Raw genomic sequence first — 24,184 nt, 5'->3', positions numbered from 1 at the left:
AGACCTATGTTAACTAAGGAAGAAAATATACTGCCTCTCATAACAGCTTATCTCAGTAATGAGCTTACAGCTAATGAGCACGCTGAACTAAAGGCAATGCTTTTAGAGGAGGAATATGAACAGATTTTCCTGGAGCATGTTGCTGCATACAGAAATTCCAGACAGATAAATTTTGTCCAGACCATAGATGTAAATAAAGCCTGGGAAAAGACAGTTTCTAAAGTGTCCCATCCATTACAGAATGCACCGCACATCAAATCTGATGCAGCATTATCATACAAATCGATTTTAAAATATGCGGCCATCTTTATTTTTCTGCTGACAGGAACTTATTTTTTATCAGAATATTTTACTGCATCCCAGCCTTTGACTGCCGCAGTTAAAGGGGAAGAAAATATAGTAATAACAATGGCCGACGGAACAAAAAAGATCATTAACAGCAATTCAAAGAGTTCTTTAAAAAACTCATCTGGAGCAGTTATTGCAAGCCAGAGCGGCAATTCGGCAACTTATGGCGGATCATCAAATTATGCATCACTCCAGTATAATACGATAAGCATACCATATGGTAAAAAATTTACTCTTTTTCTTTCAGACGGAACTAAAGTAGAATTAAATGCAGGATCGACACTCCGATATCCAGAGGAATTCATAAAACAAAGTGCTAACCGGGAAGTCTATGTGACTGGTGAAGCTTATTTTGAAGTCTCAAAGGATACAAAACATCCTTTCCTTGTGCATTCCAATACTATGGACGTTAAAGTTCTGGGAACACATTTTAACTTCCGTTCATACTCAGAAGAAAAATCTTCTTCAGTTGTACTCCTGGAAGGTGCTGTAGAGGTCAAATCCGCATCTGGTGATGCAGTTAACTTAAAACCTGATGAAATGGGCGTGCTTGACAAAAACTCAAACAGCCTAAACAAGGAAGAGGTTTTTGCAAGAAATTATACCGCATGGGTAGACGGACAGCTAATCTTTCGCAAGGTGCCTCTTGATATCATAATTCGCGCACTTGAAAGGCATTTTAATGTCGAAATCGAAAATCAGAGCACTCTATTGAATAAAAGCCTTCTTAATGCAAATTTTGGAAGTGACAATCTGGAAAAAGTTATGAAATATATGCAGGATGATTTTGGTTTAAAATATAAAGTCAAAAATAATAAAATAATTATTTATTAAAGTTCAGCATCTGCCCTGTTTAGTTTTTCTCTGTTTGATGAATATCAATAAAGAAAGCTACTTCGGCGTAAAGCTGTTCGTTCCAATTATAAATTCCAGTGTGGAACTTTTCAGTTATTCCGCCTCTATATTTGGAAAGCATTTAAATTATGAATACAACTATTAAAGAACGCAGCAACACAAATGTAAAAAAAATACTGCCTGTAATTTTGGCAACCTCCATCTTTATGCAGATGCTGGATTCCACGATTCTTAATACCTCAATAACCTCTATAGCAAAGGACTTAAACGAATCTCCTCTTGAGATGCAGAATGCTATTATAAGCTACGTTTTGACCCTAGCTCTTTTTATGCCTGTAAGCGGGTTCCTGTCTGACAAATACGGCACAAAAAAAGTTTTCATTGCTGCACTGCATTTGTTTAGTATCGGATCTCTGTTATGTGCAATTTCGCAGAATTTAACACATTTGGTTATTGCCCGGGTTATTCAGGGCATTGGAGGAAGTTTGATGACTCCGGTAGGCAAGCTGGCTCTAATCCGAACATTTCCTAAAAAAGAACTATTGAAAGCAATGAATTTTGCCATTGTCCCCGCTCTGATAGGTCCGGTGCTCGGACCGCTGGTAGGCGGATACATGGTTGATTATTTATCCTGGCACTGGATTTTCTTAATTAACATCCCGATAGCTCTTCTGGCGATTATTTTAAGTGTCCAATTTATGCCCGACTACAAGTCTCCCGTCATAGATTTTGACCTAAAAGGATTTCTTATTTTTGCATCAGCTTCTTTACTTTTATCTATTGCTTTAGAGCTGTTTGGCAGTACTGTGCGTCTCTCCCCTATTCTAATGATTTTGATGTCTGGATTTATGATGCTTTACTGGTATTACCGCCATGCAGTGAGAGATGACAATCCTCTTTTTCCTTTAAACTTATTTCAGGTGCGAACATTTCGAGTTGGAATACTAGGCAATCTGGCTACCCGTCTTGGTTTCAGCTCCATCCCGCTGTTGCTGCCGATGATGATTCAGATTGCTTACGGGCAGTCCGCCGTCACCTCAGGATGGATTGTCGCACCTATGGCGCTGACCGCAATGTTTGGCAAATCCGCAGTGATAAAAATTTTAAATATTTTTGGATATAGAAAAACGTTAATGATCAACACTTTTATAATAGGAATACTAATTTGTACACTTGCCATACCGTCAATCCACACTTCCATCTACTGGTACGTCCCTATTATTGCAGTATTGGGTTTCTTTAACTCCATACAATTTACCTCCATGAACTCCATTTCTATCGCAGATTTAAGAAATTATCATACCAGCAGCGGCAACTCTCTTGTTTCTGTCAATCAGCAGCTGGCAATTGGTTTTGGGATTGCACTTGGTCTTCTTGTACTCAAAATTTTTCAAGGCGATGTAAAATTAATTCATAACGAAATTCACAATGCATTTCGTTACACCTTTTTAGTTGTGGGTGCATTAACAATCTTATCAGGCCTTGTATTTAGAAGACTTCATTTTAAAGATGGGGATAACTTGAAATCCCCAAGTTAAAAAAGAGGGTCTTTAGTATTAATCACATTAAACTTCAAAAGATAAAGTATACAGCACATTTTTTTTATGAACAGCCAATTAACAATTTAAAACTATGCTTGCATATTCTATTTATCAAAAAGAAGATTTAATAAATCGAATCGCTTCGCTTAAGCTGTTCAGACCACAGTTCCCCTCACTTCTTTTTATTAAGGCAGGCACAATAACTTTTAAAGTAAATAAGCAGCTTAACACTTATTCAAAGAATGATGTTGCATTTATAATGCCTCGAAATGTTTATGAATTTATTGAAATTTCTTCAGATAGCTATCTTTACCTGATAGACATAAATGTCAAAACATATAAAAAACTGCGTTTTAAATTTAATCGTTTTGAAATGTACAGAGCTGTAAATTTCCAGCAGCGTAATTCCATATCTGTGCACTCAGAAGATTTTACCTCATCAATGCTGCCCCTTCTTGATATACTTTACTATTATAAACAAGAAAAGGAACACGCCGTATACAATAATGAAATTGTCACCCAATTATTTACCTCTCTGATCTACATGGTGGTCAGCCATGTTGACAAAGCTTTAAATTCAAGTGCTACAGAACTAAGTGTAAGAAAAAAGCAATTGGTATTTGATTTTCTGGAACTGGCTACAAAAAATTTCAATGAACATAGAGAACTTAAGTATTATTCAGACCTGCTCAATGTGAGTATCAAATATCTTTCAATATGCAATAAGGAAGTTACGGGATTCCCTCCAACCTACATTTTAAAGCAGCTGATTTTAAGGGAAGCATATAACAGGCTTGCAGATGAAAATGAAAAAATTGCTAATATTTCAGATGACTTAAAATTTTCGGATCTTGCTTCTTTTTCGAAATTCTTTAAAAAAAACAGCGGTGTCTCTCCATATCAATTTCGCAAAGAAATAAAGAGTGCCGAGATTATCTAAAATCAGATGCTGAAATATTGTTCAATATGCGTTAAAATTTCAGTACATTTTCTTTATCGTCCATAAATTTTAATATCTGAATCAATTTCCGGGCTTTGATAAAACTTCCGCTAAATGTAATCAGTATGACCCTCCTGTAATAACTGATTTTAAAGCTCACTATTTTAATCCTGCTTTTTATTTTATAAAATTATTTAAGTTCTTCCTGCTTTTAGCCAGCATCGAAGCAACATACCATTTGGACAAGTTTTGACGGTTAATGGACTTTGTAACGTCTTTAAGTTTAGAGAATTTTGCGATAGTAAAATAAAATATTTTCTACTGTTTTCAGGCAATCTCTAAAGATTGATGCAGAACAACAGCAGTCATTAAAAAGTATTTTTAAAATCAAAACTATACAAATGGAAAAAGTAGAAGAAAAAGAAGAAACAAAGGTAACATCTAAAAAAAAAATAATCATTCTAGCTGTACTGATTTTAATTATTGGGGCAGGCGCATATTATTGGCTTAGCGGCCGTAACTACGAAACAAGCGACAACGCACAGCTGGATGGCGATATTGTAACTCTCAAGGCAGGAGTAACAGCCTATGTTGATAAAATATACTTTACTGACAACCAGCAGGTAAAAAAAGGTGATACACTGATTCGTTTTAATACCACTGCACTTGAAGCAAAAGTACTAAAGTCCGAAGCTTCCTTAGCTGATGCCTATGCACAGATAAAAGTAAGCTCAAGACGCGCAGATGCAGGTATCAACAATGCTGCTTCATCACTAAGCACAGCAAATTCCAATCAGCAGGCTGTCATTGCTGCGAAAACAAATCTTAAAAGGGCTGAAGAAGATTTTGAACGCAGTAAAAAACTTTTAGAAATAAAAGCAGTAACCAGACAACAGCACGAAATCATTCTTGCCCAGCTGGGAATATCCAAAGCAGACTATGCAAAGGCACTCAGCAGCCAGCAGGCTTCCATAGCGACGGCAAACGGACAGCAGGCCTCAGCGCAATCTGACAAAGAACAAATTGGAACTGCCAAGGCCCTTTTGGAACAGCGTAAAGCAGACCTGATACTGGCGAAAGAAGATTTGGATCATGCTTATGTCATTGCACCCCGATCAGGACTAGTCACCAAAAGATATGTGCAGGAAGGAAGCTACATTACAGCCGGACAAAGCTTATGTGCTGTGATTGATTATGGAAATTTGTGGATAATAGCCAATTTTAAAGAAACACAGTTGGGTAAAATAAAGCCCGGACAATCCGTAGAGATCAAAATAGATGCTTTTCCAGATTTAAAATTAAAAGGTAAAATACAATCTGCGGGAGGAGCTACAGGAGCAAAGTTTTCTCTTATGCCACCCGACAATGCCAGTGGAAATTTTGTAAAGGTTGTCCAGCGTATACCTGTAAGGATACAGCTCGATAAAACTGAACAGCGTAATTTCTCAGCACTTTATCCCGGCTTGAGCGCATTTGTAAAAGTTAAAATAAAATAAGATGAGTAAAACCTCAGAAACTGCTCCGCCAATAGAATACCCCACGGGATCAGCCAGATTCATTTTAGTTGCAACCACTATTGTCTGTGCTCTTCTTGAATTAATTGACACCACAGTGGTAAATGTGGCTTTGAGCGAAATAAGCGGTAATATTGGTGCAAGCACAACTGAAATCGCATGGGTAGTAACATCCTACGGTATTGCAAATGTTTTAGTTATACCGCTTTCTGCTATGCTCTCAGCGCTTTTTGGCCGTAAGAGATATTTTACGGGATCCGTACTAGTATTTACTTTTGCTTCCCTAATGTGCGGACTATCAGATAATTTATGGATGCTCGTTTTATGGCGTTTCATTCAGGGTCTTGGCGGCGGCGGACTATTATCTACATCTCAATCCATAATCTATGGGGCCTTCCCGCCTGAAAAAGCATCAACCGCTACTGCGATTTTTGGCCTTGGTGTGATCCTGGGACCAACATTCGGACCTGTAATGGGGGGATTTATTACTGATAATTTCAGCTGGCACTGGATATTTTTCATAAACGTGCCAATTGGAGTTGTTGCTGCTCTTCTGGCTTGGAAATATGTTCCCAATCTGGCAGGAGTCAAAAAGCCAGATAAGATGGACTGGTGGGGAATCATTTTTCTGATCATTGGTCTGGGAAGCCTTCAGTATATGCTGGAGGAAGGAGGAGCAAAAGACTGGTTTGAAAGTACTGAAATAACCATTTTTGCATTACTTGCAGTTCTTGGTCTATCCAGCTTTATCTGGCGTGAATTAAAAATTGACTATCCAGCTGTGAATTTAAGACTGTACAAAAATTTTAATTTAAGTATGGGAAATATACTTAACCTTGTTGTAGGCACCGCCGTAACGGGCTCGGTATTTATATTCCCTCTCTTTGCGCAGACCTCCCTTGGATGGACTGCAACCCAGACTGGAGCATTTATGATTCCTGGCGCTATGTCTACTGCTGTGGCGATGATAGTCGTGGCACGGCTTACCAAAGCAGGTGTAAATCCAAAAATCATAATGATAATCGGCACTGTGCTGATGTCTACATTTCTTATCTGGATTTCCAATGCATCACCCGATGCGGGAAGCAGTTTCTTTTTTATTCCATTTTTACTGCGGGGAGTAGGTGCCGCTTTTATGATGTCTCCTGTTATTGGACTTGCGGTAGCGGGTTTAACAGGACGTGATTTAGCACAAGCCACGGGGCTTTCCAACATGCTGCGTCAGATGGGCGGGGCTATGGGAATTGCTTTTATAAATATTTTTTTAAATACAAGAACCGCACAGGCTCGAAGCGCATTGTCTGTAAATTTTACAGATTTTAACCAGTATGCATCAGAACGTCTGGCCGGACTCAGCCAGAGACTTATCGAATCTGGATATGCAGCAGATGAAGCCGCCAGCGGTGCTTACAGACTTCTTGTAAACAGCTTTACACGCCAGCAGGCAGTACTTGCTTATTGTCAGGGATTTTTCCTCATGGGACTGATCATTCTCGGATGTATCCCTATAATACTTCTGCTTCGTTATAAAAAAAAGAAGATCGAAAAACCAGCCCTTACGGGCCATTAATTAAAACATAAATTTATGAAAATCTATATAACAGGACTGATAGCCGTATTAATGATTCATACAGCAAAAGCCCAGCAGCCTCTGACGCTGAACATGGAAAAAGCAAAAGAACTTGCTCTTAAAAATCGTTTTGATGTACAGGCCAACAGATACGATACAGAAATAGCTGAAAAAGAAATTAAAGGGCGAAAACAGGCCTACATTCCCGATTTAAAAATTACAGGAAATGTCAGTTATCATCCTCAGATTCAAGCGATACTTGTACCGCCGGGTTTTGGAGGAATTACTGAACCAACCCTACTGGCTCTGGGAGCAAAAAGCATCAGTATCTATTCACTGGAACTAAACCAGCCTATACTTTCCTCATCACTTCGAAATGATATAAAAATAGCAGAAAATTCAGCTCAATGGCAGGCTGAGAGAAACAGAGGAAAAGAAATTGAAATCAAACAAAAAGTCAGTGAAGCATACCTAAATGTGCTTCTGCGTGATTTGCAGCAAAAAATTGCTCTTAATGAAGAAAAAAGATATTCAGAATATTTTAATCTTGCTCAGGGCAGGTACGATAATGGTGCCTTAATCGAAAATGACTATCTGCGTGCAAAACTTGATTATCAAAATGCAAAGCAGCAGTCCTCAGTCACCACACAAAATTATGAGATCAGCTTAAATACGCTTCGCCATGAAATCAACGTGGAGAACAATGTCAAGTTAGAACTGTCTGATAAGCTTGAAGACTCTTTTTTAAAAGAGCTGCCAGATGTTACAGCTGCCCAGCAGAATAACAGAACCGAAATAAGACAGCTGGAGTTTGAGAAAATCGATCAAAATTTAAAATTAAAAAAACAGCGCCAGTCTGTTCTTCCGTCATTATCACTAGTAGCAAACTACTCTCAGCAGTTTCAGAATATGGAATTTAACTATGATTATACTGATACACAGTGGTGGTCGGGATTTAGCGCAATAGGATTAAAACTGAGCATACCGCTGACAGAACATTTTACCAATGCTGTTAGTGTCGACCAATTACTTTTAAAGACCAGACAGACTGAGTTTAATTTCCAACAGAAAAAAGCTGACATTTCTTACGAGATTAATCAAGCGGTGATATCCCTTAGCAATGCACAGACAAATGCAGTACGCACAAAAGACAGTTATGATCTTGCGCAAAAAGTTTATGAAAATCAGCAGCAGCAGCTTCCATATGGTGCTTTAAGCTATGATACAATTCTTAACACGGAATCCTCCATGACCAGTGCAGAGCAGAATTACATCAAAGCATCTTATGAATTTCTTCTGGCTAAATTAAATTATGAAATGGCTGCAGGCACTTTGTAACAATCGTTTATAAGTAACTATGGCACTTTCCTGTATAATTATAATTCCTTTTAACAATAAGCAGTAGATAAACTTAATGATTGTTTTTCCATTTAAAATTTAGATTTTGGTTTGGAAAAACAATCATTTCAATTTTTTGCAGAATTTAAATTTCCAGTTCATTCAACTATAATTCTTTTAACTGCAGAATATCTTTGAACTGAATTTATCCCAAGAGCGCTGCTTGTCAGCGGTAAGCTGCTTAGGCGGAATTTCATTCCATATAATTTTCAATTTTTTCTCTATTTTTTCGTCAGTCATTTTAGCAGATTTAAATTTTCAGTCCCTTAAATCAAAGCTGAAATAAAACATTATTTATAAAATCAATTTAGCCGTCGAAATATTTCCTTTTGACCGGAACATATTAATTCTATCATTCAGCGTCCGATTTTTTTACGCTGGAGCAGAAAAATCCCCTCCTGCTTTTATAATGTAAAAAAACCTTTATAGTCGTAAGATAATAAAATATTTACTTATGGAAAATAAAGAATTACATCCCTCTAAATTTTTAACATTTTGCAGATCTTACAAAATAAAAAAAATCACATCCTGTCGTGATTTAATATTATCCTCAAACAGTTACTGTAGAAAATCTTCTTTCTTAAAAGCACTGTATAAAAAAACTGCTCAAAATACTTATTAAAAGTTCAGAGGCAAAAACTGTCATCAAGATAACTTAAATAACTTTTTTTTTTCTAATTGGGAATTTTTCTTTCTGAAATAAGTCACCCATTTCGAAAAATTTTGATTATTAAGAAAAGAGTTGTGCTTTACGGGGGATATCAATACTATTCCTTAAATAACAAGCAAAAAAACAACTTAAAAAACCATACTATAACAGTTAACTAATATTTTTATGAAATTTAAATTTTTGTTTTTATGCGGAATCTTATCATTAAATTCCATCATAGCCCAAACAGTTCCGTCAAAGCCTCTTAATGATGTCCGAACGTTTGAGGTGACAGCTTGCAAACCATCAAAAAACAGAATTGTGGCGGCTTGGCTGGAAAAAAGACCCAACAGAAAAGATAACGACGAATCTGCTACAAATACAAGAGTCGCATATAAATTTTCAAATGATAACGGTGATAATTGGACTGAAAAAGGTATTGTGGATCTTCCTGAAACATTTGGCACAGGGAATCCCTATCTGACTTCAAATCCAAAGGGAGATACTTTTTTAGCGGTAATGCATATTGGAAAACGTTTTTACGAAGGAAACATTTCGATCTATGAATTTAATTTTGAGAAAAAACAATTTGAACTGAAGTCGATACCGATTAAAAGTGATAATGCATTACTGGATAAACCGGCCATTGCTGCGTTTGGCGATGAAATTCATTTAGTCTATACAGAATACCCAGAAGGTAAGAATAATTCGCTAAAATATCAGATGTCGCGAGATAAAGGAAAAACATGGACAGAACCATTTACAATTATCCTAGGTAAGAAGGTTGCCCACTTAAGCGCTTCAATAACGCTACTGAAAGATAACCAAGTCGCTGTTTCATGCGGTACTTATGGAGGCAATAAGATGTATTTTATAAAAAAGAAACCAGGAACTGACGCTAATGCATTTGAAGCTCCCATTATAGTAAGTAAAGGTATTGACAACGTTGGCCCTGGTATGTCTGAGTTGTCCGGTTATAAAAACAACGTGGCGATGAACGCTCAAAATCCTCATCAGCCAGATCAACTATGGTTGTCGCTAAGTAACGACGGAGGCAGTAAGTGGTTAGAACCTATTAAGATAACAGAAAAAGGAAATTTATTATCGACTCAGTTTGATGCTAAAGGAAACTTACACTTCCTTTATACTGACTACAGCAACGATACGTTTTCAGTATTTTACAAATTATTTGACAAGAATAACAAGATTATAGATCAAAAGACTATTCGTGAATCAGCACCTTTCAAACAAGAAGAATATATTGGTGCTTTTCAAAAGCTATTAATACAAAAATCTGAATATTACTGCTTTTGGATAGATTACGTAAATAATTCTGAACTTAGGTTTTCTAAATGGAAATAAAAAATATTTTGAAATAAGAACACAATAAAAAAGGATGAGCAAATAAATTACTCATCCTTTTTTGTTGTGATGACGATACCATTTCTGCCACAAAATACAAGGCAACTACTAAAATAATTTGATGTCGTGAATGAGTTTAAAGCTGCCGTGTTATCTGTTGCTTAAAATCCATCTTGGTTGGCATTGAACCAAAATCTATTTACGAGTTAAAAGCGAAGGGAGGATTAAGAAAAAATTACTCAAATTTTATATCATGTCTGCTTTTTATTCTATGTTACAAATATTACAGCAATTACAATTGTTTTTTAGGCAATTTCCCGAAGAAAGTAAGAAAAATTGATCTGGATTTAATTGCAGATACATTAATTATTAATCCCTCTTTATTTTTCTTCATTAAACATGTAAAGTAGCATCTTTATTCTTTTTGCATTGATCAGTTAATCTATATTTAAATTTACTTTGGTTCTTGTTAAAGCACGTTTTAAAATTTCTTCTCCTACTTCTATATTTCCTAACTCAGTCAAAATCGAAGAAAAATACTCTTTACTAAAATCTTTTCGTCCTCTTTCATATTCATGCTTTAGAACTTTGCTAAGCAAAAAAGTACATATATCAAGAAATAATCTGAAAAAGGAAATTTTAAACTTTAAGTCATCGTCTATTATTGAATTTTCAATTGGATAAAATTTAATCAAACTTTTCTTTACATCTGATCCATTTTTTCCACTATTAAAAAAATCTTCAAAAGTGTTTACTGATTTTACGTGAGCAAATTTGTTTCTAATAGCCATAAAACAGCTTAACTTTTCAATATCATTTTTATCTAACCCTTTCAAATCTTGAATTATTAATGCTTTTTGATTAAACGATAACGACACAGAACTATATCCAAATGATTTTGATTTCTTCCAATCAATTTCAAGTATATAACCTAAAGCTGTAGAAACTAACTCTTCTACATGTAATGAGTGTTCCAAAATGTATAATCGTAAGTTGGTCGCCTTGGAAAAATCATTAACATATGAAAATGACTTTTCCATATCCTCGGCCAATTTTATAGTTTGCTCCTCTCCTTGTTCGTTATTTTTCATGTTTTTTCATTTTTTATTGATTACGTAAAGTTTGAGATATCCTCCGTGCACTATCATTATAAAAATCTAATCATTCTTTAATTTTAGTATTAAACTTTCAATTTCATTTAATTCCATTCGATTTTTAAGGTCTTTAGCAATCTCTATAATTCTATCTTCATCAAACTGAAATAACTCTTTTTCAATTTCAATAACCAGTAATCTCAAAAAAGTTTCAATTATATTCTTTATCCTTTCGTAAAAATTAATCAAACTAACATAATTTAATTCTTCCGCTCCTTTAAACTCTTCGATTTTTCTTATTATCACATTTAACTGACCAATATGTTTAATTACATTATTTAAAGACTTCAAATCAACCATTTCTTTGTAGCCTTCTATTTCTGCCATTTTAATATTTTTACTCTTAAAAAACTGGACTAAATTTTCCCATTTGTAAAAATCCTTTAAGTTAATTTCTGGATAGGCTATATAAATTAATGACTTTATATTGATTTCTAGATTTTTAAATGCATTGATTATCTGCATTTCACTTATTGCCTTTAGTTGCTGGTCAATCCAATAACTTTCAATATAGTATGAATAACCCTTTTCTTGAAGTTCATATATTTTATTTTGTAAATTTATATGTTTTTCCTCATAATCAAGGCCTGACAAATCTATCTGAAGTTCAGAAATCTTTTCTGAAATATCTGAGGCTTTCTCGCACATTTTATTATGCTTGTTCTCATGTTTAGTCAATGTTTTCTTAATAGACTCTTCAAAAAGTTTTAAATTTTGACTAGCAGTACTATATAGATCGATTTGTACAGATCCTCTGTGAGATAATTCAAACCTCTTAAAAATTTCATCTTCAAATTCACTCATATTCTTGCAATTTAATATTACTATTCATAAATCTTTTATAATTCTAAATTGATACAGTACTAAAAATTTTAACAACAAGAGAAGAATATTTGTTCGTTATCAAAATTGGAAATCTGCTATGTAGCAATTCTTCTTAACATTTAAATTTTAGATATACATCCACCCCCGTATTACAATCAAGAAAATCAGCTGCAGAGCTTAATTAATTTCTCAGTTCAAAGAAAGTAATAATGTACGCAATTATTTTGCGTAGTAATCTGTTTTTTCACATTTTCAATATATTCGATTCAAAAAAAGATCAAAAAAGATCAAAAAAGACATAAAATGGTTTAAACAATTCTATATTTATTTCAAATTTGCTTTCACTTGAATATAAATATCAAAAGGAAGTAAGCAATATTATTGAATATCATCACATTATCTTTATTTCTTTCTAAAATAAAATATTGAAGTGTATAAATTTGACTTTAGGTGCAGAATCGATACATTTAGGTTTAAGACAAAATGAACAACGTAGCAAAGACGGAACTTCGAAACTTAAAGTTTGAATCCTGCTCTCCTTCCCAAACAAATAATAAAATTATTATAATAACAAATCATTTTCATTACCTTTGACCTTATGCGGACAAGCAGGTTTAAAGTTGACCTGTTAGTTGACCCATGAAACGAAAAAGCTGAAATACCCTGTATTTACTGGGGTTTATGATACAAAGCGGGAACCTCTTTCTCCGCCAGTAGAAGTTTCAAAAGAAACTTTAAAAGTCAAAAGCCTTTAAACACTAGTGTTTAGAGGCTTTTTCGTTTTTACACACTTTTCAAAAAGCACATGTTTTATCAAAGAATGGTTACCCTTTTAGTTACCCTATCATTTTTTGAATCTTTTTTCTCAAAAAAAGGGTAACTAAAACAAAAGAATTCCCCGGGAATTCCCTGCTATCAATGGGCTCTCTTAAAATTTTTAATTCAATTTGATTATTAATTTTAAAACTAGATAACATGTTAAAAGTAATTTTTTACCAGAAATCCGACAGAGCAAAAAAGAATGGCGAATCTCCAATCTATGCCCGTTTGAGCTACAATGACAAACAAATATCAATGTCAACCGGACAAGCCATTTCAAAAGAAAGATGGGTCAGCACTAACAACCTTAGAAATACCCTTAAAATTGAAAAGGAGATTGTTATGAAAAACTTACTTGAGCTTTTCCAACTTAATGCAGCTAAAAAATTTACTGAACTCTTCAGAATTGATCCTGAGGTTAACCTTCAATTACTAAAAGCTGAACTCACAGGAAAAGTCAAAATCGACCAGCCTGAAGAAACCTCCATAATTCAGATTATGGATACATACAATGATTTCTTCACCAAAAGAGTAAATACTGGAGAGCGGGCATCGGCTTCACTGCAGAAATACAAAAGAGCAAAAGACCTGCTTTTGAATTTCATCTCTAGCAACTATCAAAAGGAAGACATGCCAGCATCTGAAATATCAAGCTCCTTTGTCTTCAAATTGGAGCAGTTTCTTAAGTATGAGAGCAGTTTTAAAGAGCAGATAGGCATCAAAAACAATTCGGTAGTAAAATATATGAAAATGTATAAGACTGCCTGCAATTATGCTATTAAAATGGATTTGATCATAAAAAACCCATTCAATATTTATGACGGCAGACTTAGCGTAAAAGATGCCGTCTTCCTGTCACAGCAGGAACTGAACACAATAGAGAATAAAACATTTCCAATGCCTCGTCTGGAAAAGGTTAAAGATATATTTCTTTTCAGCTGCTACACAGGATATGCGCCTGTTGATGCCTTGGAACTTACTGAAAGAAACTTATCCGAAGACTCTAGTGGAAACTTATGGATTATGACAAGCAGAGCAAAAACTGCCATTAGAGCGAATGTCCCAGTCCTACCTACCGTTGAGAAAATTATTTCGAAATACAAAAATCAGCAGAAAGGTCTTATTCCGAAAATATCCAATCAGAAGATGAATGCATATCTTAAAGAAATAGCGGATGTATGCGGCATAGAGAAACATCTTACTTGGTATGTTGCCAGACACACTTTTGCCACCACTGTCACATTAGGGAATGGTGTAAGACTGGAAAACGTATCAGCCATGATGGGACACACAAATACAAAACAGACTCAGCATTATGCGAAAGTTTTGGATGCAAACATTATGGAAGACATGGAGAAACTAAAATCTAAGTTTAGGTAATTTCTATAAAGAGAATTATGAATTTGAAGTATTTTTAAGAACCTTTCTTCTATTTTAAAAAAAATAGTATGTTATAAGATTTTAAAATTTTTGAATTACATTTCCAATTGCGTCCGCAGCGCGGTCGCAATTGAAATTGAAAATTTTGCAGAATATTACAATTTGTGTCTACAGTGTGGACACAATTTAATCTTTCGTTATTATAATAATATTGCGTAGAAAAATGAACCACTTTATTTATGGAAGAGTAAAAAAAAAGACATCTCTCTAAAATTAAAAAACTTTATCATACAGTAAGTTATTTTTCGCACGTTACAACCAACTTAAAGCGCTTACATTTCAAATCTAAAAGCATCATTAACAAATGTCCATTGGAACAATTATATTTGTTAAAAGATTCTGACCTATCAATTCTGCTACATTATCGGCAAAACTGTGAGGTATTTGGAATCCGTCACAAGATGTGATGCGGACGACACTAAAAATAAAGCAATTAATGTCGCCTTATCCAACCCACAACGACTTAATCTGATTTGAATGCTTATGAGCGAATTTGACATTACCGGCAGATTACTGCTGCCCTATTTACTGGACTTAGGGATCGATCGATCAGAAATCACCTTTGAAGATTCCTTTTCTATACGTCTTGGAAGAACCAAACATGCCACAGGAAGATCTGATATGCTTGTTAAAAGGCATGGGAGGAATCTTTTTGTCATTGAAGTAAAAGCAGAGTCAAAAAAGCTTACGGATGCGGATAGGGATCAGGGAATTTCCTATGCAAGGCTACTGGATGAAATAGCGCCTTTCACCATAATTTCGAACGGGGTTTCAACTAAAATATATGATTCAATTACTAAAGAAGAGTTATCAGGTGCTATTTCGGAAAAATCTGCCTTTTATAAAAATGGATATACCTTGTCTACTGATGACGAATTAAAGGTTAAATATGAGGCCCTTAAGAATTTTATTGCACTGTCCCCTGAAAACCTGAAAATCTTCTGTGAATCAAACGTCAACGACCGCATGGGAGTTATCATTGGCGATTCGAGCAGTCGCTATGCGAAATTTATAAAAAAATTATATGTTCAGCGAAAAGCACTCGCACACTTATTTGAAGCCTTTACAGCTTCAGATGATTCCGTTTTTGGTCTGGTGGGTGATGCAGGAGTAGGCAAAACCAATACAATGTGTTCCCTGGCCCTCCAGAAACTGGATGACTCTTTCGTATTCTTCTATAATTGCGCCATTATCACCTCCCCCTGCGAATGCATTGCTCAGGATCTCAATATTACTTTTTCCAGCAGAACCGAAAAAGATGTTGTTTTGAAAAAACTTGATGAATTGGGCCGTTATACCGACAAGAATATCCTCATTTTCATCGATGCCATTGATGAGAGCACAAATCCCAGCATTGCACAGGAATTAAGCGAAATGGCTCTTATTGCAAAAAATACTGATAAAATAAAAATTATTATCAGCTGTAAATCCAATATCTGGAACACCGTTCTGAAAATCAAAAATAAGCCTTCACATTTGTATCAGGAGATAGAACAATTCCACAAGTTTAACAGCAGTTTGGAAAACCCGGGTTATCAGTTAACTGAATTTTCCGATGAGGAATTAACTGCAATTCTTCCCCTCTATCAGGAAGAATTCGGTTTTAAAGGTAAAATTTCCAACGAACTGCTTCCTGAACTAAAGAACGGATTCTTTTTAAAGATATTCTGTGAAGTCTACACTGGAAAACAGATTCCTAAAAAAATCAGCGACAGAGAACTTATATCAAAATACCTGAAACAGACGCTTGAAGAAACAGTGATCGGCTACGAGGCAGGAACAAGAACACTTTCCGCAATTGCAAACCTGTTGATGGATTATAATTATTCACATCCGGAATTTCATAAAGATGACGGTATAGATATCAACCATATCGTTGAAAGATTAAACTATGCTCTGGACCAGAAAATACCTGAAGATCTATTCACCCGAAATATACTGATCAAATCCAACAACGAGGATTCGTATAATGTATCTTTCTACTACTCGAAAATCCGCGACTACATCGTCTGCTACCAAATTCATAAATTGGATAAAAAAAGCAATGGAGAATTGTATGATCTTCTTGCCTATTTATATCAAAATCATATTGGCAAAAGCGCAATTGACTTTTATATTGAAAATGCTTCCTACAATCATAAAAATACATTGGTTTCATTTAAGAAAGACAAATGCCTTTCGTATGTTACCTCTTATAATTCTTATCTTGATAAAAATTTTTCCACGTTCAAGGAAAAGTTCGAGCCTTATACAGCAGGTGAAATCGGCATTATCCTGCCACAAGACCTCATTTACGGCGATGGATATTCCTTATTTCCACTACCGGAAAAGTACAATGATAATGTGTTGTACCTTAACCTTAGTAATCCCTTTGAAGCTCCATACAAAAACAATCCATTTTTACAGACAGGAGCCAAATCATACAGAACAAGCAACCTCTCTCTATTGGTGGAAGACAATGACACGATCGTAAGACAGTCAGTTTTTAAGCAGCTCAGAGAAATAATTGGCAAGGAATCCATCCCCACTTTTACTTCAGATACTCTTCTATTCGAACAACTCGCAGCCATATTGTATAACTATAATGAAAAATTAAAGTATGACTACAAAGTAGAAGATTATTACATGCCCCGATATGAGCAGATTTATCCTATTGACCTTTTTGATTTAAAAAATAAGGTGAATCTCTTTAAGATCAAAGAGCACTATAAATATAAAAATATTGCACAGGGGGAACTGGCAGAGATAATTGAACGCACTTTAACCAAAAATCTTCCGATTCCTGAATTCACAACAAAAGGTCATGTTCCTCCATTTGAAGGACTCTCAAAGATAGTGGATGTGCTGATTGAAAAAGGATACCGTCAGATTGACGGGCACTATCTTCCGCTAGCCGATATTTCCCTAAATAAAACAAAAGAAATGTACCAGCAGAGCAGACTGCAGAACTCCAGCCGCATGCGGACAGTCCAATTCAGTGAAAGTCAGGCCAAAGAATATACTACAAGCTTTTTCAAGCACCTTGAATCCTGTTACAAGGAATTTGTGGAGTATAACTTTCCGACATTCAAAGATTCTTTTAAATTCTACAATAGCATGCCACACGAATACATTGTTTACCTTAAAGATAATGACATCCTTCAGTGGGGCAGTTTTGGCTACCGGCACTCGCAGTCGGGTGATTTTGGCATTTATTTCAAAAGTTTCGAAGAGGGGGAAAAGGCATTTACAGAACATGGAATCATATGCGTGAGACATTTCTCAATGGAATTGATCCTGAAGGTTCAAGAATCTTATCGATACAATGTCCAGATCTTCGAGGGAATAAGCGCTTCAAAACTTGAGGAAAACTGTGTTGTAAGAGGCTGGTTATACAAAATGCTTGAAAGTGACATCGATGATTTAATAAAAATAAATGAAGATTAAATCATTAACACTTCGGACTTCCAATATTACAGTCATCGAAATTCGCAACGCAGTATCTGCAGACTAAGTAATTGAACGATACACAGATAGGACTTAAAAACAGAAAGTCAGCAGAAATCTGCAGGATTTCTTAAAATGCATTCTTCTGCTGAATTCTTTAAGGGAATATATCAGGTAATTTACTTATTGCAGAGATCCGAAGTTCCATACTAAAATGTTTCTCCCACGCAGGTTACCTCTTATTTATATTCCTGCTGAATAACTTGTCATACTGGATTTCCAATTTGTGCTGCCATCAGTGAAGTCAAGTTCAGATTGAGTTTGTTATTTTTAGTTAAAAAAAATGCTTTCTTATATAATTTAAGATTAAAGTATTAAATCATTGCTGCATTCTTATCTCCCATAAAAATTAGTTTAAGATTGTCCATTAAATTTAAAGATCAATTGCAACAAATTTTTGATCGGCATAATATACCTGAAAATTATACTGCTCATAAATAGTATCATTTTCTCTATCAAAAATACTTCTAAGAACTGGATTGTCATAAGTAAAATAAAAATTGTATTTAGAGTTTTCAGGCCTTTGCTTATTCCTTAAAATTCGAGCAATACATTCCTTAGAGGGCAAATTGTGCCTGTTCACCCCATCGACGCTAAACAAAAAATTACTGCAATCAATTAAATCGTAGAGATCATCACTATTATTTCCTTTGCTGCCATGGTGAGTGACTTTGACCCAAGCGCATTCAATTTTGTTATTTTGGCTATAACCAAGCGTACGTAATGAACGTTCAATTTCTGAGGGATGTGAATCCGCCAGCCAAAGAACCTTGGTGCTGTTAAATTCAGTAAGAACAGATATACTGCTTCCGTTTTCAATGGAATTATCTTCCTTCCATTTATTTAAATCAAAATCACCAATAAGGGTAGTATAGTCATTTTGTTTTGCTGAAACCGCTTCGCTTATTTCTTCACTTTCTTGCCTTTCAAGCTGCTTGTAGTTATCAAATCCATATTTTGACCTCAATCTGCTTAGCATATTACTTGTTGGGGACAAAATTGTCAACCTTAGACCAAATAATTCAACTGACTCCATGGCATTTGTCACATCATAATCCAAAAGTTTTTTATTTGAACTTAAATATTCATACAGTGCATCTCCCTGGCTTAAGCTTACAAATTCGCTAATAATTTTGCTAGATTTTTCGAAATCATAAATACGGGGGGCATTGTATAAATATTGCTCTACAATGTCTTTGTTTTCACCATCTCTGACCGTTTCTATATACTTAATAACACCTCCGATATGATCGTCGTGGATATGGGTAATAATCCATAGGTCAATCACTTCATCTCTAGAGGCGATACTCTGAATCTCATCATCCAATACGTGACGAAATGTTCTTTCATACCCTGAATCAATAAGAACATTATGATATTTATTGTCATTGCCTAAAAACCTTATAGCTGCGGCATCGCCGCACTCCGCTTGAAAAAATTTGATCTGCATATCTTAATCGCTTTCTGTCGAGACAATATTTCCTGTTATTTCATTCGCCTGATTTAAATAAAACACACCGCTTAAATTGTATCGAAAACTATTTTTCCAGTCTTGAGACGAAAAGGACAGCTTTTCACCAGTTAAAATCCAAAGTATATCTAATTTATTTCTTTCCAAAAAAGGGAGTATTTCTGATTTTTTAACTATCAGGTTTTTATTATCTATATCTTTTGCGACAATCTGACCTTCCTTGTTTTTAAACTCTCCGTCTACATCGCCATAATTCAGTTCCATTCCCTCAAACAAAGTCCTGCATGGCATGTCATAATAGCAGTGCGCTTCTGATTTATCATTCGCCATTTCACCCACGGCATCAGTAGAGGCTACAATTACCTTTGCATTCAACTCCTCGATCAACCTCCATTTCTTTTCCTTGTCGACGTCAGAATATATAGGTGACCAGAATTTTTCACGGTTAAAGAGCTGCAAAGGATTAGGGGATTCCGGAAAACGGTATTCATTCAAGTCCTCCCTCTCCAATCGTTTTATCATCCTTGTTTTATCTTTCTTATTGATTATGTAAGCCTGAACAAAATAGGAAACATCTTTTCTTCTGCCATCAAAATAATGATCCTGCCCCATTGGTTTAGGCTCTTCCCATCTGTTGCTTCTCTCCAAAACCAGCCATTCCGAAGCTTCATCATCCATCAGGCCTACAAAATCTCTAACTGATGGAAGATCATGTAAACTCGCAGCCCAAACTGCATCATTCTGGTTCCAGTTGTTGTAATTCGCCGCATCCCACCAATTTAGACTTTCGAAAATAGCATTCACTTCCTTCTCATCATCATTTTTCATAGATCTCTTCGTAAAAACTGGATCAATATCCCGGGAATATAACTGCCATGGCCCCTTGTAATAAGATTGCCTGCCAGACCAGTCGTCATAAATTTTGTAGTTGTCAGCAATCCTTGCCAGTATTTCAAACAACGCGATCCATTGGTATTTCTTACCGATTCTCTCTGTTTTACTCCCACTTCTTAAGCTACGCTCCTCAGAGGATCTATCATAAAAACCATGAATCTTATGATTATATCCCAGCTCGAAGACTCTATTGACAATCCACCTTCTAATTGGTGTTTTCTCCAATTTCAAACTGCTGGCGAGCCTGTTCTTTTTCAGGTATTTTTTTTCAAGGACAGGAATTATCTTCTTTTCCAAAAAGTCCAATTGAGATGCAGAAAAATCGTTTTTCAAATGTTCCAGACATCTCCCTAACGCTTCTTCAATAATACCTATATATTCCTCGTAGAGTGCTTTTTTACCAACATTGGAATATCTAAAATCCTTTGCCATGAGATCTCCCCGAGTTTTTAAAATTGAATTAAGATGTCTTAAAGTACCTCTTTGCTTCCTATCAAGGGTCTTCAGGTAGGATTTATAGTTTTCTTCGAATGAAAAAGGAACTGAATAGAAATGCCCTAAATTACTGTCCACAATTTTATTTCCAAAATCCCAGTGCAGAACGGAATGACTGATCATATTATTCATTCTTCCGTTGTTTTTCTTTACTTCAGCATCATCCTGTTTCAATTCAAATTTATCTATATCTTCTGCTGTCGGAAAATAGTCTGGCATTTTTGCATAATATGGCGGACGAACCAACTCCAAATCAAATTTCAAGTCAGGATATTTAAAAACAGCATACTCAATTGTATTTCGTGCATAATCCCGAAGTAGAATATGTACCGGTGGATTTCCCTTTTTGAAGACAAAATTGTACACTGTTTCAGCAATTATTTTTAATCCTTCATCGCTGTGTATCCTCAAAATGCATCCATAGGCAACAGCATAAAGTCTTTCCAAGATATAAGGGTCATCAATGTTTTTAAAAACATTCAAAACGGACAAAAGAGCTTTAGGCTGCTGTTCCAATAGATTAACCAATGCCTTAGTCGACTGGTCCCTCAATTTTCGGTCTGTAGATGAAAGAATCCATGCAAGAGTCTGTCCGGTCAGCCTCGCCGTCTCATTGTCGATATTCAAGGATATACCAGAGGTCCATGCCCAGTCAATTAGCCTGCGGATTGGCAGTGCAGTATCATCATCATCAACGTTGCTGTAATAATATAGATGATTCTGCCAAAAGGAATCCCTTTTAGGCAACCTCAATCTCTTCAGAATCTTAAACAAACGGTCGCTGTTAAAAGGATGGCCAATTATAGGTGAAAGTTCCACCAGTTTTAAAAATAGCGCATTATCGCTAATGCCGCAATTTTCACTTTCTAACCAATCCGTTATCTTTATATCGTCGATGCTTTCTATTCTTCTCCAGTTCAAACTGTCTAATAGGAATTCGTTAAGGGATTGTTTATAGTAATCCATGTCGGATTCTTCCATAAAAACCCAATTAAAGGCCTCAAAAATCTCAATATTGTACTTCTCAGGCAACAAAACCGAAAAAGCTTCCAGAAGGCCATCATATTGCCAAAATCCGTAATCTATTAATTTTCCAAATTCATTTCCTTTTTCGAAAGCAGTTTTAATCTCAGCAGGGTTTTTATAATTATTTAAAAGTTCCTCTGCTATAAAAAAATCGCCTAACCGTTCGTAGGCAAAATAAATGACATCCTCATTAATTTGATTGTCGTAATTGTATTCAATCTTTTTGATGAATACATTTTCTTCAATCAGATCATTGATCAGATGGATGAATTGGGGGAACTTTTTATTAAATAGTTCAAATGCATCGTCCAGTAGAAGCATTCTTCTCTCCCGGCCATAACAGGCATGAGCTAGAAGATGGATTGCCTTCTCTACGATTTTCCTGTTTTTGTATTCAGGTCTCTTGTTTTCAAACCTTTTGTTAAGCGAATCTATATAGATTTTAAAAATGCTGCTGATACCCTGAAACCCCTTAGGAAAGGATTTTTCGGGAGTTTCTTTGACTGCTTCGCAAAGTAATTTCAGAAACAAGGGTTTAGTAAACTCTGGTGCCAGTAAAGGAAAATGTGGCTGTTTTAATCCATGATGCTCACAGAACAGTTTCAACGCTGCATACTCATTTCCTTTAAACCCCTGGTGATCGATTACTGTGATTTTTACATTCTGCAAAACGGTATCCGGTATAACATGTTCCAGATACGTCGTCCTAATTGACAGCACAAGGCCTATATATGGATAATCCTGAAAATCGTTGATAAACTCAGCTATCTTGGAATACCATAAATCTTTGCCACCGCCTTCATTTATTGCATCAACCAGTATCAGCACCCTTGAGCCAATCTGTGTGCCTATATTGTTCAGTTCCTTCAATAGGTCTTTTTTTGAACAATCCAAACCAAGTTCGGAATTAAAATTTTCCCAGATATTCTTTGTACTGATTAGATTCTGACCTAACATAAGCAACGTAGGCAATTTAGCATCCAATCTTGTTTTTGCTATATCCCCCAATAAGTGCGACTTGCCATTTCCAGCATCTCCCTTAATAACCAAACAAGGACTATTCGCTAATTTTATATTTACCTTGTTATTAAGATCTTGAATAAAATCATTATTGTTTCTTGTGATTTCCCTAAGCCTTTTTATTTCCGTGTCGTAGGGCGGCCGGTAACTGTAATCCTTAGCAGCATCTTTAATCAGCTCTTCCTCAATTCTACGCAATTCATAGAGGCCCGCTGATTTCGTGTTGATCAAATTATCCAATTTTTCAAAAGATTCATAAAGCCAGTCAACAGCGATTTTTTCAGTTACTGAATTATTCAAACCTTCTATCCAAGCAATACATTGGGATTTTATGTGATCATTCTCGATTTCAATTTCCTTGAGATGGTCACCATAACTGCTTTTTTTATAGCCGTTGTTTAAAACCCAGTCGTCAACCGTCTTTAAAAATCTTCTAAAAAAAACAGTATCTTTTGCGATGTCATTAAAAAATTTGGCAATGGGAAGCTTAAAATTAAGCTCTTCTGTAAATCTTGGTCCGAGACCATCTATAGAGCGCTCGATATGTTTTTTAAAAAAGTCTTTTGTAAGGCCATGATTGCCGAAATAGTCAAATGTAATTATCGGCAGGAAATTTTTATCAAGCAGTTCATTTACAGTTTCCAGATATTGGCAATAGATCACTTTTCCTTTTTCATCAGGTCGGAATCTTGTAAAAATTCCATAAAGGTATATTTCATTTTCAGCCGATAAAAAGACCGGGCTTCCTGAAAACCCCTTAGTTGCATAAGCTGAATAGGCTTCCTTTAATTCAAGTTGAAATCTGTAGTTCTCAAAATGCTGCAGCCAAACAGGATACAGGACGGCTATCTCTTCACCCAATGTTGCTTTAGGAAATCCCTTGGTAATAAAGCTGCTATATGTACTGCGTTCTTTTACGCAATTTAATCTCGGGATCTCTCCTGTAATCTGTTCAACATCCTTTTTCTCCAAAATTAACACTGCTACATCTTTCTTCTCAGATGTAAACAATAATTCGGATTGGACATTGACTTTAATTGTTTGATAATTAGAAAAATCCGAACTTAATATATCTACGCAAATCTCGTCCATCTTAACTTGAAACTTGTCAGTGTCAGCAAAAAGACAATGTGCCGAGGTAAAAACATAAATCTTATCCTTTAAACTATTCTGGTAAAAGATTACACCGCTTCCAATATAATCATCATTTAAAGCATCTTTTAACCTGACCGTTAGTTTGGAAATCTTTTTATCGGTTTCAGTAGTAATTTTATTGTTCATCTTTTATCTGATATACTGTTTTTTTGATCGCTGATATTATGGATGGATTGATTTTATTCACAGGATAAAAATAGCCATATTTTTATTTAAGATCAT

The 24,184-nt window shown here is 35.4% G+C and carries 14 protein-coding genes; 9 read left to right on the top strand and 5 right to left on the bottom strand.

What is annotated here, in order from left to right; all coding sequences use genetic code 11:
* The first annotated feature begins 6 nt into the window (after positions 1–6).
* Positions 7–1,182 (top strand): FecR family protein, encoded by a 1,176-nt coding sequence (locus OZP10_RS14865; RefSeq protein WP_281631573.1) that lies wholly within the window; start codon positions 7–9, stop codon positions 1,180–1,182.
* Between the two features lie 19 nt (positions 1,183–1,201).
* On the opposite strand, the gene OZP10_RS14860 is transcribed toward OZP10_RS14865, so the two are convergent.
* The gene (locus OZP10_RS14860) at positions 1,202–1,324 is read right to left on the bottom strand and encodes a hypothetical protein (RefSeq protein ID WP_281631572.1); all 123 of its coding nucleotides are present in this window, start codon (positions 1,322–1,324) and stop codon (positions 1,202–1,204) included.
* 7 nt (positions 1,325–1,331) lie between these two features.
* Here OZP10_RS14860 and OZP10_RS14855 point away from each other — a divergent pair, with 7 nt between their 5' ends.
* From OZP10_RS14855 to OZP10_RS14830, 6 genes are all read left to right on the top strand, one after another.
* Positions 1,332–2,741 carry an MFS transporter gene (locus OZP10_RS14855; RefSeq protein ID WP_281631571.1) on the top strand — a complete coding sequence of 470 codons (1,410 nt, stop codon included), beginning with the start codon at positions 1,332–1,334 and terminating at the stop codon, positions 2,739–2,741.
* Positions 2,742–2,835: 94 nt separating this feature from the next.
* On the top strand, positions 2,836–3,684 hold the full coding sequence (locus OZP10_RS14850) for a helix-turn-helix domain-containing protein (protein ID WP_281631570.1): 849 nt from the start codon (positions 2,836–2,838) through the stop codon (positions 3,682–3,684).
* Positions 3,685–4,085: 401 nt separating this feature from the next.
* A complete protein-coding gene (locus tag OZP10_RS14845) occupies positions 4,086–5,180 on the top strand; it encodes an HlyD family secretion protein (RefSeq protein WP_281631569.1) in 1,095 nt (364 codons plus the stop codon).
* A gap of 1 nt (position 5,181) precedes the next feature.
* The gene (locus OZP10_RS14840; protein WP_281631568.1) at positions 5,182–6,768 is read left to right on the top strand and encodes a DHA2 family efflux MFS transporter permease subunit; all 1,587 of its coding nucleotides are present in this window, start codon (positions 5,182–5,184) and stop codon (positions 6,766–6,768) included.
* A gap of 15 nt (positions 6,769–6,783) precedes the next feature.
* Positions 6,784–8,106 carry a TolC family protein gene (locus tag OZP10_RS14835; RefSeq protein WP_281631567.1) on the top strand — a complete coding sequence of 441 codons (1,323 nt, stop codon included), beginning with the start codon at positions 6,784–6,786 and terminating at the stop codon, positions 8,104–8,106.
* Between the two features lie 895 nt (positions 8,107–9,001).
* Entirely contained in the window at positions 9,002–10,177 is a 1,176-nt protein-coding gene (locus OZP10_RS14830) for a sialidase/neuraminidase family protein (protein ID WP_281631566.1), read from the top strand.
* Positions 10,178–10,614: 437 nt separating this feature from the next.
* On the opposite strand, the gene OZP10_RS14825 is transcribed toward OZP10_RS14830, so the two are convergent.
* Positions 10,615–11,268 carry a hypothetical protein gene (locus tag OZP10_RS14825; protein ID WP_281631565.1) on the bottom strand — a complete coding sequence of 218 codons (654 nt, stop codon included), beginning with the start codon at positions 11,266–11,268 and terminating at the stop codon, positions 10,615–10,617.
* A 66-nt stretch (positions 11,269–11,334) separates the two neighbouring features.
* On the bottom strand, positions 11,335–12,135 hold the full coding sequence (locus OZP10_RS14820; RefSeq protein ID WP_281631564.1) for a hypothetical protein: 801 nt from the start codon (positions 12,133–12,135) through the stop codon (positions 11,335–11,337).
* A 996-nt stretch (positions 12,136–13,131) separates the two neighbouring features.
* Between OZP10_RS14820 and OZP10_RS14815 the strand changes: the two genes are divergently transcribed.
* Both OZP10_RS14815 and OZP10_RS14810 read left to right on the top strand, forming a co-directional pair.
* Positions 13,132–14,355, top strand: a complete 1,224-nt coding sequence (locus OZP10_RS14815; RefSeq protein ID WP_281631563.1) for a site-specific integrase — start codon at positions 13,132–13,134, stop codon at positions 14,353–14,355.
* Between the two features lie 543 nt (positions 14,356–14,898).
* Positions 14,899–17,841: a type I restriction enzyme HsdR N-terminal domain-containing protein gene (locus OZP10_RS14810; RefSeq protein ID WP_281631562.1), complete on the top strand. Its 2,943-nt coding sequence runs from the start codon at positions 14,899–14,901 to the stop codon at positions 17,839–17,841.
* Between the two features lie 433 nt (positions 17,842–18,274).
* Here the strand turns inward: OZP10_RS14810 and OZP10_RS14805 are convergent, their stop codons facing one another.
* Both OZP10_RS14805 and avs2 read right to left on the bottom strand, forming a co-directional pair.
* The gene (locus OZP10_RS14805) at positions 18,275–19,351 is read right to left on the bottom strand and encodes a ComEC/Rec2 family competence protein (protein WP_281631561.1); all 1,077 of its coding nucleotides are present in this window, start codon (positions 19,349–19,351) and stop codon (positions 18,275–18,277) included.
* A gap of 3 nt (positions 19,352–19,354) precedes the next feature.
* A complete protein-coding gene (gene avs2 / locus OZP10_RS14800; protein ID WP_281631560.1) occupies positions 19,355–24,088 on the bottom strand; it encodes an AVAST type 2 anti-phage system protein Avs2 in 4,734 nt (1,577 codons plus the stop codon).
* Between the last annotated feature and the right edge of the window lie 96 nt (positions 24,089–24,184).

Origin of the sequence: Flavobacterium luteolum (assembly GCF_027111275.1) — a bacterium.
Lineage (GTDB): Bacteria > Bacteroidota > Bacteroidia > Flavobacteriales > Flavobacteriaceae > Flavobacterium > Flavobacterium luteolum.
This window is presented reverse-complemented; position numbering and strand designations above follow the sequence as displayed.